At 67.1% G+C, this 17,225-nt stretch carries 15 protein-coding genes; all 15 read left to right on the forward strand.

Annotated features, from left to right (window positions below; all coding sequences use genetic code 11):
* The first annotated feature begins 91 nt into the window (after positions 1-91).
* A complete protein-coding gene (locus EFAMC2_RS08365; RefSeq protein ID WP_154028528.1) occupies positions 92-1,315 on the forward strand; it encodes a carboxylate--amine ligase in 1,224 nt (407 codons plus the stop codon).
* The gene (locus tag EFAMC2_RS08370) at positions 1,312-2,613 is read left to right on the forward strand and encodes a DegT/DnrJ/EryC1/StrS family aminotransferase (protein ID WP_222838574.1); all 1,302 of its coding nucleotides are present in this window, start codon (positions 1,312-1,314) and stop codon (positions 2,611-2,613) included. The genes EFAMC2_RS08365 and EFAMC2_RS08370 overlap by 4 nt, the downstream gene beginning before the upstream one ends.
* Before the next feature lie 274 nt (positions 2,614-2,887).
* Complete coding sequence (locus EFAMC2_RS08375) at positions 2,888-4,108, forward strand: ABC transporter substrate-binding protein (protein ID WP_154028530.1); 1,221 nt, start codon at positions 2,888-2,890, stop codon at positions 4,106-4,108.
* Between the two features lie 169 nt (positions 4,109-4,277).
* The gene (locus tag EFAMC2_RS08380; protein ID WP_154028532.1) at positions 4,278-5,159 is read left to right on the forward strand and encodes a branched-chain amino acid ABC transporter permease; all 882 of its coding nucleotides are present in this window, start codon (positions 4,278-4,280) and stop codon (positions 5,157-5,159) included.
* A 4-nt stretch (positions 5,160-5,163) separates the two neighbouring features.
* On the forward strand, positions 5,164-6,279 hold the full coding sequence (locus EFAMC2_RS08385) for a branched-chain amino acid ABC transporter permease (RefSeq protein ID WP_154028534.1): 1,116 nt from the start codon (positions 5,164-5,166) through the stop codon (positions 6,277-6,279).
* Entirely contained in the window at positions 6,269-7,153 is an 885-nt protein-coding gene (locus tag EFAMC2_RS08390) for an ABC transporter ATP-binding protein (protein WP_154028536.1), read from the forward strand. Before EFAMC2_RS08385 ends, EFAMC2_RS08390 begins: the two co-directional genes overlap by 11 nt.
* A 2-nt stretch (positions 7,154-7,155) precedes the next feature.
* Entirely contained in the window at positions 7,156-7,866 is a 711-nt protein-coding gene (locus EFAMC2_RS08395; RefSeq protein WP_154028538.1) for an ABC transporter ATP-binding protein, read from the forward strand.
* Positions 7,867-8,305: 439 nt separating this feature from the next.
* A complete protein-coding gene (locus EFAMC2_RS08400) occupies positions 8,306-8,761 on the forward strand; it encodes a hypothetical protein (protein WP_154028540.1) in 456 nt (151 codons plus the stop codon).
* A 405-nt stretch (positions 8,762-9,166) separates the two neighbouring features.
* Positions 9,167-10,834: an ATP phosphoribosyltransferase gene (gene hisG / locus EFAMC2_RS08405; RefSeq protein ID WP_187325250.1), complete on the forward strand. Its 1,668-nt coding sequence runs from the start codon at positions 9,167-9,169 to the stop codon at positions 10,832-10,834.
* A gap of 2 nt (positions 10,835-10,836) precedes the next feature.
* On the forward strand, positions 10,837-12,234 hold the full coding sequence (gene hisD / locus EFAMC2_RS08410) for a histidinol dehydrogenase (RefSeq protein ID WP_154028542.1): 1,398 nt from the start codon (positions 10,837-10,839) through the stop codon (positions 12,232-12,234).
* 99 nt (positions 12,235-12,333) lie between these two features.
* A complete protein-coding gene (hisC, locus tag EFAMC2_RS08415; RefSeq protein ID WP_154028544.1) occupies positions 12,334-13,476 on the forward strand; it encodes a histidinol-phosphate transaminase in 1,143 nt (380 codons plus the stop codon).
* Positions 13,469-14,059, forward strand: coding sequence for an imidazoleglycerol-phosphate dehydratase HisB (hisB, locus tag EFAMC2_RS08420; protein WP_154028546.1), 591 nt, complete (start codon positions 13,469-13,471; stop codon positions 14,057-14,059). The genes hisC and hisB overlap by 8 nt, the downstream gene beginning before the upstream one ends.
* Positions 14,056-14,910, forward strand: coding sequence for a glutamine amidotransferase-related protein (locus EFAMC2_RS08425; protein ID WP_154028548.1), 855 nt, complete (start codon positions 14,056-14,058; stop codon positions 14,908-14,910). Before hisB ends, EFAMC2_RS08425 begins: the two co-directional genes overlap by 4 nt.
* A complete protein-coding gene (locus tag EFAMC2_RS08430) occupies positions 14,907-15,647 on the forward strand; it encodes a HisA/HisF-related TIM barrel protein (RefSeq protein ID WP_154028550.1) in 741 nt (246 codons plus the stop codon). The genes EFAMC2_RS08425 and EFAMC2_RS08430 overlap by 4 nt, the downstream gene beginning before the upstream one ends.
* A gap of 134 nt (positions 15,648-15,781) precedes the next feature.
* Positions 15,782-16,564, forward strand: coding sequence for an imidazole glycerol phosphate synthase subunit HisF (gene hisF / locus EFAMC2_RS08435; RefSeq protein ID WP_154028552.1), 783 nt, complete (start codon positions 15,782-15,784; stop codon positions 16,562-16,564).
* The last annotated feature ends 661 nt before the right edge of the window (positions 16,565-17,225 follow it).

Genomic DNA, 17,225 nt, shown 5'->3' on the forward strand with positions numbered 1-17,225 from the left:
TTCAGGCGGGATGCCCTCGGGCGTCCCGCCTTTCATGTAGAGTGGCCCTGTCGCGGGCGCTTCCCGCGGCAGAGCTAGAGAGAGGACGATTGTGGCAAACCCTTCTGAGCAGACGTTCGTTCCGGTGCTCCTGGGCACAGAGATTGCCGGCTACGGCATGGCGCGGGCGTTCTATGAGCAGTGCGGCGTCACCAGTGTCGTGTGGGGCGTGTTCCCGCTCACGCCCACGCAGCACTCCAAGTTCATCGACGTCCGCATCGACGAGCACCTCCTCGAGGGCAACCGCCTCTCCGAGCTGCTCAACGAGAGCGTTGACACCTATGGCGGCAAGACCCCGCTCGTGGTTCCCTGCGGCGACGACTACGCCGTGGCCCTCTCGCGCCAGATGGACCGGCTCGATCCAAGCTATCGCGTCGTGTGTGCCTCGGGCGAGATCGTGGACCAGATGAACGACAAGGAGTCCTTCTACCGCCTATGCGAGAGCCGCGGCGTGCCGTATCCCAAGACGGCCGTGACGGACGGGCCCACGGTGCCCGAGCTGCCCTTTGGCTTCCCCGTGGCACTCAAGCCCTCAGACGCGCCGGCTTATCGCGCCCATCCCTTCGAGGGTCAGAAGAAGGCCTTTATCCTCGACACGATGGATGAGCTCGAGGAGACGGTCCGTCGCATCTACGCCGCCGGCTATCCGGGTCGCCTCATCATCCAGGACTTCATCCCCGGCTCTGACGAAAACATGCGCGTGGTGAACGGCTACGTGCGTGGGGACGGCACGGTGACCCTGCTTTCGCTGGGGCACCCGCTGCTCGAGGACTACTCGCCTATGGCCATCGGCAACTACGCGGCCATCCTCTCCTACGGAGACGACAAGATCTATGACACGGTGGAGGGCCTCATGGCCCACAGCGGCTACCGGGGCTTCTTCAACATCGACATGAAGTACGACCCGCGTGACGGCTCCTTCCGCCTGTTCGAGGTGAACCCGCGTGCCGGCCGCAGCAGCTTCTTCACCACGCTCTCGGGCAACAACCTCGCCAAGTATGCCGTGGACGACCTCATCGACGGCGGCAAGCTTGCGCCCAAGCGCGCCTTCGAGGAGGTGCTCTGGGTGGGCGTGCCGCACTGCGTGGTGCGCAAGTACGTGGAGCCCAGCCCCGAGAAGGACCGTGCGCTCGAGCTCATGCGTGCTGGCAAGGTGGGCACCACGCTCTTTGGGGCGGGCGACAACGACCCACACCGCCTGTTCGACATGGCGAAGCTCTGGGTTCACTACGTGCTGGACTATCGTAGGTACTTTGGCCACAGGGACCTCTCGTGAGCGGGGCGCGAGAGGGCCGCTTCGCCGCCGCGGACGCCCAGACGCGCGCCTCGCTCGAGCGGCTCTGCTGCAGGCTGGCCGAGCGCACGGGGACCCAGGCCGGGGACTGGTTCCCGGTGTTCAAGGCCCGTCAGGGCATGAAGGTTGCCTTCGACGTTCTGGCCAAGCGGGCTTGCCCCGCTGTCGGCGGCACCGAATCCGGCGCCGTGGTGGGGACCTCGGGGTCACAGGCGCTGCGTCGCGAGGTCGTGACGCAGCTCTTCACCTGCTGCACCGCCGTGGACCCCATCGTGGCGGCGGGCCTTGCGCCCGTCTACGGCGACATCTCGGCGCGCACGCTTGCGCTTGATGCGAGCTTGCTGCCGGTGGGGGAGCGCACGGCCGCCGTGGTGCTCCAGCACACCTTTGGCATCATGGATGCCGAGGCCGACGCCCGCCTCCGCGAGGTGGCCCACGCCGCCGGCGCCATCGTGATGGAGGATTGCGCGCACTGCGCCGGGCGCATCTCGCGTGATGCGCAGGGCGCTCCGGTGGCGGACGTCTCGGTGCACTCCTTTGGCGTGGAGAAGATGCTGCCCACGCACTTTGGCGGTGCAGTGTGGGTGAACCCCCGCATGGCCGACGCGGCCCTGCGCGACGAGATGCGCGCGCGGCTCGCGAGCCTGCCTCTGGTGGCACCCGCGCTCGCCCGCGCCGCTCGCCACTACCTCAACCAGGTTCGCGTGCTGAACCACCTGCCGCACGGTCTCTCTCATGCGCTTCGCGAGCGGCTTTCGGCCGTGGGCCTCTTCGAGCCTGCCATTGCCTCGGTGGAGCTCGCGGGTGGCCTTGCGAGCGAGCCGGCGCTGCCGAGCCGCTGGGTGGCCGACCAAGCCCACTGCGCCCTCGCGGCGGCGTCTGCGGACGAGGATGTGCGCCGGGCGGCCGTGGCCGCCTACGGCGAGGCGTTGGCAGACGTGCCCTCTTCGCCGCGCGAGGGTGGCGCCTGGGTGTGCGCGGGCGGCCTCGACCCGGCGCTCCCACTGCTTCGGCTCGGCGTGTTCGTGCCGGGAGAGGGTAAGGCGGACGAGGCCTTGGCCCGCCTGCGCGCCACGGGCTTCTACGTGGTGCCGTGGTATCGGCCGCTCTTGTTCCCGGGTGTCTCGGACGAGGCGGCCTTTGGGCTGCCGCGGGGCATTGACGCCGTACTTGCGCGCCTGCCGGTGACGCGTGCCTGCTCCGTGGGCGCCGTGTGTCTCCCGTGTGACCTTTCGCCCGAGCGCGCCCGCGAGGCCCTTGCCGTCGCCCTCTCCTTATGAGAGCGAGCGCTCGCCTCTGGCTGGAGTCGAGACGGCTCTTCCGCGTAGAGGCCGGCGGCCTCGTCGAGCCGCCTCGTGCTATCGCTCGTGATCCGTTCCGTTACCGTTCGTTGAAGTATTGTTTCGACAGCGTTAAAAGCTCCCCCCATTGTGTATGGGCCGTGACTGCAACGTACCTGAACGCGGCTAGGATGTACGCCACGCATCGAAGGGAGCCAGGCCTGCCCGGCAATGCTCGCAACAGACGTTCAGGCCGTGCAAGAGGAGGAGAATGATGGAGTCCAATCGTTTTGGCGTGACCCGTAGGAACTTCGTGAAGCTGTCCGGTGCCGCGGGCATTCTAAGCGTAGCCGGACTCGCCGGTTGCGGTAGCAAGGACGGCTCCTCCGAGGGTGGTAAGTTCAAGCTCGGCAACATCGGCCCGCTGACCGGCGCCGCCGCGCTCTACGGCACCGCCACCAAGAACGGCGCCCAGATTGCCGTCGACGAGATCAATGCCGCGGGCGGCTCGGTACAGTTCGAGCACCAGGTCGAGGACGACGAGCACGATCCCGAGAAGTCCGTAAACGCCTACAACAAGCTGAAGGACTGGGGCCTGCAGATCCTCGTCGGCCCGACGACCACCACGCCGTGCGTCGCCGTCTCCGCCGAGACCAACTCCGACAACGTCTTCGAGCTCACGCCCTCCGCGTCATCCAACGACGTCATCGGCGGCCAGCCGGACGCCGACGGCAACGTCACCACGCCGCGCAAGGCCAACGTCTTCCAGATGTGCTTCACTGACCCCAACCAGGGTACCGCCTCGGCGCAGTACATCGCCAAGAAGAAGCTTGGCGCCAAGGTCGGCATCATCTACAACAACTCCGATGCCTACTCCACGGGCATCTACACCAAGTTCAAGAGCGAGGCCGCTAACCAGGGTCTCGAGGTCGTCTCGGAGTCCACGTTCACCGACGACAACCAGTCCGACTTCTCGGTCCAGCTCAACGACGCCAAGTCCGCCGGCGCCGACCTGCTGTTCCTCCCGATCTACTACACGCCGGCATCCCTGATTCTGACGCAGGCCAACGGCATGGGCTACGCCCCGAAGTTCTTCGGCGTCGACGGCATGGACGGCATCCTGACCGTCGAGGGCTTCGACACGAAGCTCGCCGAGGGCGTCATGCTGCTGACCCCGTTCGTCGCCACGGCGACCGATGACGCCACCAAGAAGTTCGTCGACGCCTACAAGAAGGCCTACAACGACACGCCGATCCAGTTCGCGGCTGATGCCTACGACTGCGTCTACGTCATCAGGGACCTCCTCGAGAAGACCGAGTGCACGCCCGACATGAGCGCCTCCGACATCTGCGACAAGCTCAAGGCCGCGATCGCCGACGGCTACTCCTACACCGGCCTGACCGGCGAGAGCATGACCTGGAAGGACACCGGCGAGGTCTCCAAGGAGCCGAAGGGCATGGTCATCAAGAACGGCGAGTACCAGCCGCTCGACTAGCCGACGCGCGTCCGAGCGCCGGGCACTTGTTTCAGGCCCCTAACGCTTGGACGGGGTGTCTCTGGTACAAACTGGGCGGGGGCCATCGCAAGGTGGTCCCCGCCTGCTGGTTGTATGGAAAACGTTGCCGGACGGTTACGCCTGGCGACCCGAACTGAAAGGAGGCGGCATGGAACTTCTGACGAACCTCATCAACGGGCTCTCCCTGGGCAGCGTCTACGCGATCATCGCGCTGGGCTACACCATGGTGTACGGCATCGCCAAGATGCTGAACTTCGCGCACGGCGACGTCATCATGGTCGGTGGCTACGTGTGCTTCTGCTCCATCAACTACCTCGGCCTGCCCGCGCCCGTGGGCGTCCTGTTCTCGATCGTCGCCTGCACCGTGCTCGGCATCGTGGTCGAGCGCCTGGCGTACAAGCCGCTGCGCAACGCGCCGTCACTCGACGTGCTCATCACCGCCATCGGCGTGAGCTACTTCCTGCAGAACGCCGCGCTGCTCATCTGGGGCTCCAACACCAAGGCGTTCCCCAACGTCGTCGACCTGCCGTCGCTCGTGCTGTTCGACGGCCAGCTCACGGTGAACGCAATCACGGTCGTTACGATTGCGTGCTGCGTCCTCATCATGGCGGGCCTCGTGCTGTTCACGACCAAGACCCGCATGGGCAAGGCCATGCGCGCCTGCTCCGAGGACCGCGGCGCGGCCACCCTCATGGGCATCAACGTGAACTCGACGATCTCGCTGACGTTCGCGATCGGCTCGGGCCTCGCCGCCGTCGCCGGCGTGCTCATGTGCTCGGCCTACCCCACGCTTGTGCCGACCACCGGCTCGCTGCCCGGCATCAAGGCGTTCACGGCGGCCGTCCTCGGCGGCATCGGGTCCATCCCAGGCGCCTTCGTCGGCGGCATCCTGCTCGGCATCATCGAGATCTTCGCGAAGGCCTACATCTCGACGCAGCTCGCCGACGCCATCGTGTTCGCCGTCCTGATCGTCGTGCTGCTCATCAAGCCCTCGGGCATCCTGGGCAAGACCGTACGGGAGAAGGTGTAGCGAGATGGCTGACAAGACTGCCACCGCCGCTGTCGCGCCCAAGCGCCGCGTGAGCAAGCAGCTGCGCAGTAACCTCGTCACGTACGGCATCGTGCTGGCGTTCTTCGTGCTCATGACGGCCCTCCAGGCCGCGGGCGTGCTCACCAACTCGCTCGCCGGCCAGCTGATCCCGATCTGCGCCTACGTGTGCATGGCCGTGTCGCTCAACCTCGTCGTGGGCATCTCGGGCGAGCTGTCGCTGGGCCACGCCGGCTTCATGAGCGTCGGCGCGTTCTCGGGCATCGTGGCGTTCTCGCTCGTGGGCGGTATCGCCGGCAACGGGATGGTCGCCTATGTGCTCGCGCTCGTGGTCGCCGCGGCCATCGCGGCCATCGCCGGCTTCGTCGTGGGCGTGCCGGTCATGCGCCTGCACGGCGATTACCTCGCCATCGTGACGCTGGCCTTCGGCGAGATTATCAAGAACATCCTCAACAACCTCTATGTGGGCCTCGACAAGAGCGGCCTGCACTTCTCGATGACGTCGTCGCAGGACCTCGGTATGCAGAGTGGCGCGCTGCTCATCAACGGCCCGCAGGGCGCGGCCGGCATCTCCAAGATGTCGACCTTCCTTGTGGGCATCGTGCTCGTCATCGTGACGGTCACCGTGGTGCTCAACCTCATGCACAGCCGCAGCGGCCGCGCGATCATGGCCGTGCGCGACAACCGCATCGCCGCCGAGTCCGTGGGCATCAACGTCACGAAGTACCGCCTGATGGCGTTCGTCGTGGCTGCGGCGCTGGCCGGCGCGGCCGGCGCGTTCTACGCGATGGGCTACAGCTCGATCGTCCCGAAGAAGTTCGACTTCAACACCTCGATCCTCATCCTGGTGTTCGTGGTGCTTGGCGGCATGGGCAACATCCGCGGCTCAATCATCTCGGCCGCGGTGCTCACGGTGCTGCCGGAGTTGCTTCGTGCTATCGCAGACTGGCGCATGCTCATCTACGCCATCGTGCTGATTCTCGTCATGATCGTGTCCAACAACGCCACCCTGAAGCAGTTCTTCGCGGGCATCCTCTCAAGGTTCAAGAGGCCGGCGCGTGTGGCGGAGCCCGAGAAGGGGGGCGACGCGAATGGCCGCTAAGTCCGCAGCTTCCGAGCGTCACGCCAAGGAGCGCCAGGAGCGCACCAAGATGGTGCCTTTGCCCAGCGACTCCATCGTCCCCGAGCGGGACCTGGGCGAGCGTCCCGTTCTCGAGTGCCGTCACCTCGGTATCGACTTCGGCGGCCTGCACGCTGTGGAGGACTTCAACTTCACCGTTGGCAAGACCGAGATCGCCGGCCTGATTGGCCCCAACGGCGCGGGCAAGACCACGGTCTTCAACCTGCTCACGAAGGTCTACCAGCCCACGCGCGGCTCCATCATGCTCGACGGCCACGACATGGCCGGCCTCGACATCGCCGGGGCGTCCAAGCTGGGCATCGCGCGCACGTTCCAGAACATCCGCCTTTTCTCCTCGCTCTCCGTGGAGGACAACGTCAAGATTGGCCTGCACAACCAGGTCAAGGAGGGCATGTGGAGCTCCGTGTTCCGCCTGCCTGCCTACTGGAGCGCCGAGAAGCAGATGCACGAGCGCGCCCTCGAGCTGCTCGACTTCTTTGACATGAGCGTCTATGCCAATCACGTCGCGGGCTCCCTGCCCTACGGCGCCCAGCGCAGGCTCGAGATCGTGCGCGCGCTCGCCACGAACCCGAAGCTGATCCTGCTCGACGAGCCCGCCGCCGGCATGAACCCGTCCGAGACGGCCGAGCTTATGGACAACATCCGTCGCATCCGTGACGAGTTCAAGATCGCCGTCATGCTCATCGAGCACGACATGGACCTCGTCATGGGCATCTGCGAAGGCATCGCGGTGCTCAACTACGGCAAGATCATCGCCAAGGGCACGCCCGAGGAGATCCAGAGCAACCCCCAGGTCATCGAGGCGTACCTGGGTAAGCAGGACGAGGAGGCCTAGGCATGAGCATTCTTCACGTTGAGGACCTCAACGTCTACTACGGCTCCATCCACGCGGTGAAGGGCATCTCCTTCGACGTGGAGGAGGGCGAGATCGTGACGCTGATCGGTGCGAACGGCGCCGGCAAGTCCACGACGCTCAACACCGTGGGCGGCCTCTTGAAGCCGCGCGAGGGCAAGGTGGAGTTCGAGGGCGAGAGCCTGCTGGGCATCGCGCCCCACACAATCGTGCGCAAGGGCATCGCGCTCTGCCCGGAGGGCCGACGCGTCTTCTTGCAGATGAGCGTCCGCGAGAACCTCGAGATGGGCGCCTTCACGCGCAAGGACCCCGCCGAGATCGCCCAGAGCCTGGAGGACGTCTTCATGCGCTTCCCGCGCCTGAAGGAGCGCGAGAACCAGGTGGCCGGCACCCTCTCTGGCGGCGAGCAGCAGATGCTGGCCATGGGCCGCGCTATGATGAGCAAGCCCCGCCTGCTCATGCTCGACGAGCCGTCCATGGGCCTGGCACCGATTCTGGTGCAGGAGATCTTCGACATCATCCAGAGCCTGCACGACGCCGGCACCACGGTGCTGCTTGTGGAGCAGAACGCGCGCATGGCCCTTTCCGTTGCCGACCGCGCCTACGTGCTCGAGACGGGCACCGTCTCGATGAGCGGCAAGGCGAGCGACCTCGCGAGTGACGAACGCGTCAAGCAGGCCTACCTCGGCGGCTGACGCCCCTCTCCCTCGATGAGTCACGGCACCTCCCGGCTGCCAGCTACTTTGACTCATTTTCCAAACAGGCTGTTATCAACCGGCAGCCCTGACCCGTCTGTTGATGGGCCAGGGCTGCCGTCTTTCTGGGTCCCCATTGGGTCCTTCCGCGGGCCAGTGATCCCGGGTTCGCGGGCTAGTCGGCATCGTGAGTCAGTGTCGCTCGGCGCTGCCAGCTACTTTGACTCATTTTCCAAACAGGCTGTTATCAAGTGGCCGTCGGCCCGGTTGAGGGCCTCGTCTTTTCGACTTCCGCCAAGCGGGCCGCGAGCCTCATGGGGCTTCGCTGCCCGCTTTCGTTCGGAGACCCATGGGTACCGTTGGCCCAAGATTGCTTACCTCCACGAAGCTCCGGGCGTAGGTTGGTGCTAGGGAATACGCACGAGGTGAGGGGGACACCATGGAGGCCAACGCGCGCGTTGTCACGTTCCGCGAGGCTGCAGGCGAGCTTCTTGAGGATATGCCCAAGGCTGACGAGGCCCGACTCGAGCGCCGTCTGGGTACGCTTTCCGCCTCTCAGTTCGACGATCTCTGCGTCTCCTTCCGCAAGGCGGAGGTGCTTGAGGGCATGATGGGCTACCTGCGCCGCATGTTCGTGAACCTTGCCTGCGGTGGGATTCTGCTGTGGAGCGCCGAGCGGCTCAGCGCCCGCTGGATCGTGGTGCTCATGATTGTGGGCGCTGCCCTAATCCTCACGTCCATCTGCCTTGACGTGCTTTCGTACATGCGTCTCGAGCGCCGTTGCGAGCAGGGGCTCGGCTTGAAGGTGAGAGACGTCATCTTCCAGGGAAGTGAGCCCATGAGTGCGGTGGAGGAGTTCTGCCGCTCCCTCGGCACGCCCGATTCCGTGGCATAGCCTCGCTCAACCACTTGCCCTCCCGGGCCCGCGGTGCCATCTGGTGCCGCGGGCCTTTTTGTATCGGGCCCTGGGGCGGACCCCGTCGGGTCACTGGGATTGGCGTGTGCCCTTTTAACCGCCGCTGTAGGGTCCCGGCGCCTCACGAGGGGGCAAAGCAGACGATGGCCGAAGTTCACGGCAGGTGATAACGGCTTTTCAGGAAAATGAGTCAAATTGGCTGGCAGCCGCGACGCGGGGTGACTCATTTGGGTGGCGGCGGGTGGCGGAGCGTTTGGTGACACTTTACTTTGCTAAAGTGTCGGGGTTCCGCGTACTTTAGTGTGCTAAAGTGTCTCACGAAACCAAGAGGAAACGGACGGATGGTAGCGTTCAGTCCGCAAACGTTGGCGAGGGGGATCACGCGTGATCTACGGAACACCGAGGGGCTTTCGAGACATCCTGCCGGAAGAGGCCGAAGCCCGAGAGAAGATCAAGTCGACGGTTCGCGAGCGCTTCTCCGCGCACGGCTACCGTCCCGTCGAGACACCGCTGCTCGAGGACCGTGCCGTCCTCGAGCGCTCCGGTCGCATCAAGGGCTCGCCCTTCCAGCTGTTCGACTCGGACGATCGGCTGCTGATGCTACGCCCGGACCTCACGCTGCCCATCGCCCGCATGACGGCCAAGCGCTACGGCATGGGCGAGATGCCCGTGCGCCTGCGCTACGAGGCGCCCGTCGTGCGCGAGCAGGCCTCCCTGCGCGGCCAGCCCCGTCAGTTCACTCAGCTGGGCGTGGAGCTTATCGGTGGCCAGGACGTCTCGGGCGAGGTCGAGGTGCTGTCCTTGCTCGGCGAGGTGCTGAGCGCGCTGGGCGTGGAGGGCTGGCGGATCGTCTGCGGCTCCGTGCGGCCGCTCGTGGCCCTGCTCGACGCCGTGAGCCCCTCGGACGAGTTCCGCGACGAGGTGCTTGGCTACGTCCACAGCTCCGACCTCGTGTCGCTCGACGAGGCCGTGGCCGCGGCGGGGCTGCCCGCGCCGGCGGCCCGGGCGCTCACGCGCCTGCCGCGCGTGCACGGTGACGCCTCCGCCGTCGACGAGATCGACGAGCTGCTCGAGGGCGCCTGCGTTCCGGCCGACCGCCGCGGCACGGCAGAGCTGCGCTCGCTCGTGGAGGGCCTCGCCGTCCGTCCCGGCGCGCCTGCGCTCTCGTTCGACTTCAGCATCATCAACAGCTTCGACTACTACACGGGCATCGTCTTCAAGGCCTACGTGGACGGCGTGGCCGCGAGCCTGGGCTCCGGCGGCCGCTATGACGCGGTGCTCGCCAACCTGGGCTTGCCGGGCGTTGCTGCCTGCGGCTTTGCCCTCTCGCTCGAGCGGCTCCAGGAGGTGCTGGGGGAGCGTGGCCAGGGTACGAGCGGCATTGCCACGCCGGGTGTCAACATCAAGGGTCGCCCCCTGCGCATCGCAGTTCCCAAGGGCTCGCTCTTCAAGCCCACGCTGGCCCTGCTCGAGCGCGCGGGGCTTCCGGTCGATGGCCTCGCGGACTACGGCCGCAAGCTCATCATCCGCGACGGCGACTACGAGTACGTGATCGTGCGCGCCACGGACGCGCCGGCCTTCGTGGGCCACGGCGGCGCCGACTGCGGCATCTGCGGCCGAGACTCGCTCGTTGAGGCCAACCTCGACCTGCTGCAGGTGACGGACCTGGGCTACGGCGTCTGCCGCATGATCGTGGCCGAGCCCGCCGCGCGCGCCGGCGAGGCCGAGCGCGCCTACGCCTGGAGGGGCACGATGCGCGTGGCAACCAAGTACCCGCGCATCACGCAGCTCTACTATGACCGCATTGGCCAGCAGGTCGACATCCTCGCCCTGCACGGAAACATAGAGCTGGGGCCCATCGTGGGCATGACGGACCGCATCGTGGACATCACGCAGACGGGCACCACGCTCGCTGAGAACGATCTCCAGATCGTCGACGACGTGATGCCCATCTCGGCCCGCTTCTTCGCGGGTCCGGCCGCCTATCGCTCGGACGCCCGCATTCGGGACCTCGCCGACCGCCTCGCCGCGGCCGCCCAGAAGGAGGAGTAACCATGATTCACGTTGATCTTACCGGGGGCCGTGCCCTCACCAACGACGACATCAAGCGCTCGGGTGCCCTCCCGCGCGAGGTGATGGAGGCCGCGGAGGCCATCGTCGACGACGTCCGCGCCAACGGTGACGCGGCGGTGCGCGCCTACTGCGAGAAGTTCGACGGCTCGTGCCCGGACACCTTCCGCGTGCCCGACGAGCTGATCGAGAAGGCTCCCTCCATGGTGGACCCCGAGTTTCTCGAGGGCCTCGAGCTGGCGCACCGCCAGATCCGCGAGTTCCACGAGCGCGAGGTGCAGCAGTCCATGTTCACCACACGCGCCGACGGCACCATCCTCGGCGTCAAGGTCACGCCGCTGCCGAGCGTGGGCCTCTACGTGCCGGGCGGCCGCGCCCAGTACCCCTCCACGGTGCTCATGAACGCCGTGCCCGCCAAGGTGGCCGGCGTGCGCCGCATCGCGATGGTGACGCCGCCCCAGCGCGACGGTTCGCTCTCTGCCTACACCCTCTGCGCGGCCAAGATCGCCGGTGTGGACGAGGTCTACGCCGTGGGCGGCGCGCAGGCCGTGGGCGCGCTCGCGTACGGCACCGAGTCAATCCCGCGCGTGGCCAAGATCACCGGTCCGGGCAATGCCTATGTGGCGGCCGCCAAGCGCTACGTCATGGGCGACGTGGGCATTGACATGGTGGCCGGGCCCTCCGAGGTCTGCGTGCTTGCCGATGCCACGGCAGACCCCGTGGTTGTGGCGGCCGACCTCATGGCCCAGGCGGAGCACGACCCCATGGCCACCTGCTACCTGGTCACCGACGCGCCGGAGCTTCCCGCCGCGGTGGAGGACGCCGCGGAACGCCTCGTGGTGCAGAGCCCGCGCGAGGACATCACGCGCCGGAGCCTCGAGCACGGCGTGATCGTGGCCTGTGACACGCTGGCAGACGCCGTGGCCGCCGTGAACGTGGTGGCGCCCGAGCACCTCGAGCTCCACTGCGCTGACGCCATGAGCCTGCTGGGCTCGATTGAGAACGCCGGCGCCATCTTCGTGGGGCCGTGGAGCTCCGAGCCGCTGGGGGATTACGTGGCCGGTCCCAACCACACGCTGCCCACGGGTGGCACGGCGGCCTTCTCCAACCCGCTGGGCGTCTACGACTTCGTGAAGCGCTCCAGCGTGATTAGCTACACGCCGGCCGGCCTCGCCACGGACGGCCCCGCCGTTCAGGCGCTCGCGCAGTCCGAGGGACTCTGGGCGCATGCGCTCTCCGTGGGCCTGCGCCGCAGGCTCGTGGAGGCGGGCCAGGACGGCTTCCCCGATGCCGTGGCCGCCTGCGAGGGCGCCATGCGCGCTGCCTGGCCGCGCGACCTCGCCGCTCCCGGCGTGCCGTATCTGCCCGGCTACGCCAAGTGATGCGCCATTGGGGACAGCCCCTTTTGCAAGCATTCTGAAAAGAGGGATGGCCTGCCCCCAATTCCGCGTCAATCCCACAGGTAAGAAAGGAGCCGGCCGATGGCCCAGCTCTCGTCCCGCGTCCGGGCACTCATGCAGCCGCACCTGCGCGAGCTCGACGTCTACGACCCCAACTTCACGCCCACGCGCATCAACCTGAGCGCGAACGAGAACACCTACGACGTCCCGGCCATGACGCGCGCCGCCATCGATGCCGCGCTCGCCGCCACGCCCACGAACCGCTACCCGGACCCGATGAGCAACGACCTGCGCGATGCCCTGGCCGCCTGGCACGGGTGCGCGCGAGAGAGCGTGATCGTGGGCAACGGCGGCGACGAGCTGCTCTACAACTTCCTGCTGGCCTTTGGCGGCCCCGGGCGCACCCTCGTGAACTGCCCGCCCACCTTCTCCGAGTACGCCTTCTTCGCCTCGCTCACCCAGACCGAGGTCGCAGACGTCTGGCGAGAACCTGAGACCTACCTGCCGGACGCCGAGGGCCTCGTCGCGGCCGCGCGCACGGCCAACCTCGTGGTGCTCACCTCGCCCAACAACCCCACGGGTGACGTGGCGCCCCTCGAACTCGTGCGAAGCCTCTGCGAGGCGTGCCCCGGTCTCGTCATGGTGGACGAGGCCTATGGCGAGTTTGCCGCTCCCGGCACGAGCGCGGAGCCGCTGCTTGCCGAGCATGACAACCTCGTCGTGCTGCACACGCTCTCCAAGGCGTTTGCGCTCGCGGGCACACGCTGTGGCTACGTCCTCGCCGCACCCGACGTCATCGCCGCCCTGGGTGCCGTGCGCCAGATCTACTCGGTGAACGTCCTCACACAGGCGGCGGCCCTCACGGCCGTCACGCGCCGGGAGGACTTCGCGCCCACGGTGGCCACCATCGTCTCCGAGCGAGCGCGTCTGTTCGCCTCCCTGCGCGAGCTGGGCGAGCACGTGCCCATCACCGTCTGGCCGAGCGAGGGAAACTTCCTGCTCGTGCGCACGCCGGACGCCACGCGCGTCCGTGCGCGCCTGCGCGACGAGTATTCCATCCTCGTGCGAGACTTCAGCTACGCGCCCGGCCTCGCCGACTGCCTGCGCATCACCGTGGGCACGCCCGAGGAGAATGACGCTGTGCTGGCGGCGCTCTCCGCCCTCGTCTCCAAGCAGGCCGCCGCAAGCGCGGCCCCGTCTTCCAAGGAGGTCTCCCATGCCTAGGGTCGCCACCGTGTCGCGCCAGACCGGCGAGACCGACATCACGCTCACGATTGACCTCGACGGCACCGGAAAGGTGGACGTCCAGACGGGCGTGGGCTTCTTCGACCACATGCTCAACGCCTTCGGTCGCCATGGCCTGTTCGACCTCACGGTGCGCGCCACGGGGGACTATGAGGTGGATGACCACCACACCGTGGAGGACGTGGGCATCGTGCTGGGGCAGGCCGTGCGCGAGGCGCTGGGCGACAAGGCCGGCATCGGGCGCTTCTCCGACGTCTGCATCGCCATGGACGAGGCGCTCGTCCAGGCTGCCATCGACGTCTCCGGCCGCGGTCAGGCCTACGTGACGCTGCCGCTGCCCACGCAGAAGGTGGGCACCTTCGACACCGAGCTGGCGCAGGAGTTCTTTATTGCCTTCGCGCGTGACGCGGCCCTCACGCTGCACGTTCGCGAGCTGGAGGGCGAGAACTCGCACCACATCATCGAGGCGGCATTCAAGGCCTTTGGCCGGGCGCTTCGCTTCGCGTGCGAGAGGGACGAGCGCGTCACGGGCGTCCCGTCGACGAAGGGGAGCCTGGCATGAGCGAGCTCGATGTGAGGGGCGCCGGCTCCGACCGCGCTGGTGTGGCTGGCGTCGCAGGTGCCGTGCCCGCCGCGGCGGGCGAGGAGGCGGCCTCGAGGGGCGCCGAGCGGGCACGCATCGTCGTCATCGACTACCACAAGGGCAACCTCTCCAGCGTGGAGCGCGGCCTCGTGCGCGCTGGCTGCGAGAACGTGCTCGTCTCGGACCAGCCGGCGGACATCGCGCGTGCGGCCGGCCTCGTGCTACCCGGTGTGGGCTCGTTCTTTGACGCCATCAGCTTCGTGCACGAGAGTGGTCAGGACGCGGCGATTATCGAGGCCGTGGGCCGTGGCGTGCCGTTCCTCGGCATCTGCCTGGGCCTGCAGCTGCTCTATGAGCGCGGCGACGAGGACGTCCCGGCCGATGCCGACACCAAGCCCGCGAGGAGCATGATGGGCGAGGGGCTCGTTCCCGGCGATCTCTTTGTGGCGCCCGACGCCGGCGGCTGTCAGCGACATTGGGTCCGTGGCCTCGGCATTCTCGCCGGTAGTTGCACGCGCCTGGAGTCGGGCCGCCTCAAGGTGCCGCATGTGGGCTGGGACCAGGCGCATGTGACGGTCGAGGGCGGGGGCTGCCCGCTGCTCGCCGGCTTTGCCGAGGGCGCGAACGTCTACTTCACGCACTCCTACGCGGTCGACGCCGACGCCGACCCCGCCCAGGTTGCGGCGCGCACCCATTACGTGCGAAGCTTCCCCTGCGTGGCGTGGAGGGGCAATGTCTACGGGTGCCAGTTCCACCCGGAGAAGAGCTCCGCCACCGGCCTCGCGATTCTTCGCAACTTCGTCTCCATCGTAAGGAGCCACAGCGCATGATCCTCTTCCCAGCCATCGACCTCGTGGACGGCAAGGTCGTTCGCCTCGAGCGCGGCGACCGCTCCAAGATGAAGGTCTACTCCGAGAATCCCGCTGCCGTGGCCCGGTATTTCGTCGAGCAGGGCGCCACGTGGGTGCACGTGGTCGACCTCTCCAGCGCCTTCGAGGAGGACGGTGAGGCCCGCGCCGCCAACGACGCTGCAATCAAGGCCATCTGTGAGGTGGATGGCATCTCTGTGGACGTGGGCGGCGGCGTGCGCTCGCTCGCACGCGTCGACGAGCTGCGCGCCCTTGGCGCCAAGCGCATCTCCCTGGGTACCGTGCTCGTGCGCGAGCCCTCGTTTGCCGAGGTGGTGGCAAAGGGGTTTGGCGAGTGCATTGTGGCGGATGTGGCGGCCAAGGACGGCCAGGTCAAGGTGAACGGCTGGCGCGAGGGGATCTCCCGCAGCGTCGAGGACGTCGTGGGGCACCTAAGCGAGCTCGGCTTCAAGCATCTTGTCTACACCGACATCGCGCGAGACGGCATGCAGACGGGCGTCGACGTGGATGCCTACCGCCGAGTGGCCAAGATCGCGGGCTTTCCGGTGGTGGCGAGTGGTGGCATCACGAGCTTGGATGACATCCGTGCCCTTGCCGTCGCTGGCGACGACGTCATCGAGGGTGCCATCACGGGGCGTGCCATCTATGAGAACAGCTTCTCGCTTGCGGACGCGCTTTCTGCGGCAAAGGGCGAGTAGGGAAGGCCAGGGGCGCTTCTGGTCAAAGGGCCGCGCGGCCTCGTGTGTGGCCGCGCTCCTGAGAGGCGTCGTTTTGCATTGCGGAGGGTTCGCCGGCTGTGTGCATGTAGCCCACGTGGCTGAGAGGGGAGACCATGCTTACCAAGCGCGTCATTCCGTGTCTGGACGTCAAGAACGGGCGCGTCGTGAAAGGCGTCAACTTCGTGGGTCTGCGCGACGCGGGCGACCCCGTGGAGCTGGCGGCCGCCTATGACCGCGAGGGTGCGGACGAGGTGGTGTTCCTCGACATCACAGCCACGAGTGACAACCGCGCCACGACCATCGACATGGCGGCGCGCGCGGCCCGCGAGCTTTCCATTCCCTACACCGTGGGTGGTGGCTTCCGCGACCTTGATGGCATGCGCACCATGGTGGCGGCGGGTGCCGACAAGGTCTCGCTTAACTCGGCTGCCATCAAGAATCCCGAGCTCATCAGCGTGGCGGCGCGCGCCTTTGGCTCCCAGGCCGTCGTGTGCGCCATCGACGCCAAGCGGGTGGGGGTGCCGGGTGCCCCTGGTGCCGACAAGTGGGAGGTCTACGTGGCGGGCGGCCGCAGGGCCACGGGCATCGACGCGGTTGCCTGGGCCGAGGAGGCCGCGCGGCGTGGTGCAGGCGAGATCCTGCTTACGAGCATGGACCGCGATGGGACAAAGGAAGGCTTTGACCTGGCCCTCACCCGTGCCGTTGCGCGCGCTGTTCCCATTCCCGTCATTGCGAGCGGCGGCGTGGGAACGCTCGAGCACTTTGCCGAGGGCGTTCTTGAGGGCGAGGCCGACGCGGTGCTCGCGGCGAGCGTGTTCCACTTTGGGACGTTTAGCGTGCGGGAGGTCAAAGAATACATGGCGAGTCAGGGCATCCCGGTGCGGCTGGACTTCTAGGATTTCTGGGCCGAGGTGGCGGACATCCCTGCGGTCGGGTTCACTTTTGCTTCGCAAAAGTCCCTCAGCCCTTCCCCTCGGGGCGTCTGCCGCCCCGGCCGTGAGGGGCTGGGGAGTCCAGCCGCGCCTGGCGCCCAAAGTCTCTAGCTTGTTGGGTGGGCCTCCAGGCCCCTCGGGACGTCTGTCGCCTCGGCCGCGAGGGGCTGGGGGATGTCCGGTCCATCGGGTGTTATTTTTTGACTTGTTTGGGGTGCGTCCCCTGCGCGCAAGGTAGCCCGTTCGAGACTGCGATGGCCTGGGGAGTCCGCCCGCACCGGGCGCCCATGGCATTTTACTTGCGGAAGGCCCCCGACTCCGTGAGCCGTTTCAGTCTTGGTCACGGAGACCATGACAAAGCCGCGCCGTTTCTCTGGCGGCTCCTCCGGGATTCTCTTGTGTCCAGAGAATGTGTCGGTTGCGACGGCGCGGCGCTAATCGCTCTCGATTTGTCCACGAATCCGACCGGTTGTTCCGACGCAGCGTAGCTGGATGCTGGTTTGTCCACGAATCGCGCCGGTTGCGGCAGAGCGGCGCGGCTGGGTACTGGTCTGTCCAGAAATCCGGCCGATTGCTGCGATGCGGCGCGGCTGGGTGCTGGTTTGTCCACGAATCGCGCCGGTTG

It is taken from the genome of Olsenella uli, assembly GCF_901212655.1.
Taxonomy (GTDB): domain Bacteria; phylum Actinomycetota; class Coriobacteriia; order Coriobacteriales; family Atopobiaceae; genus Parolsenella; species Parolsenella uli_A.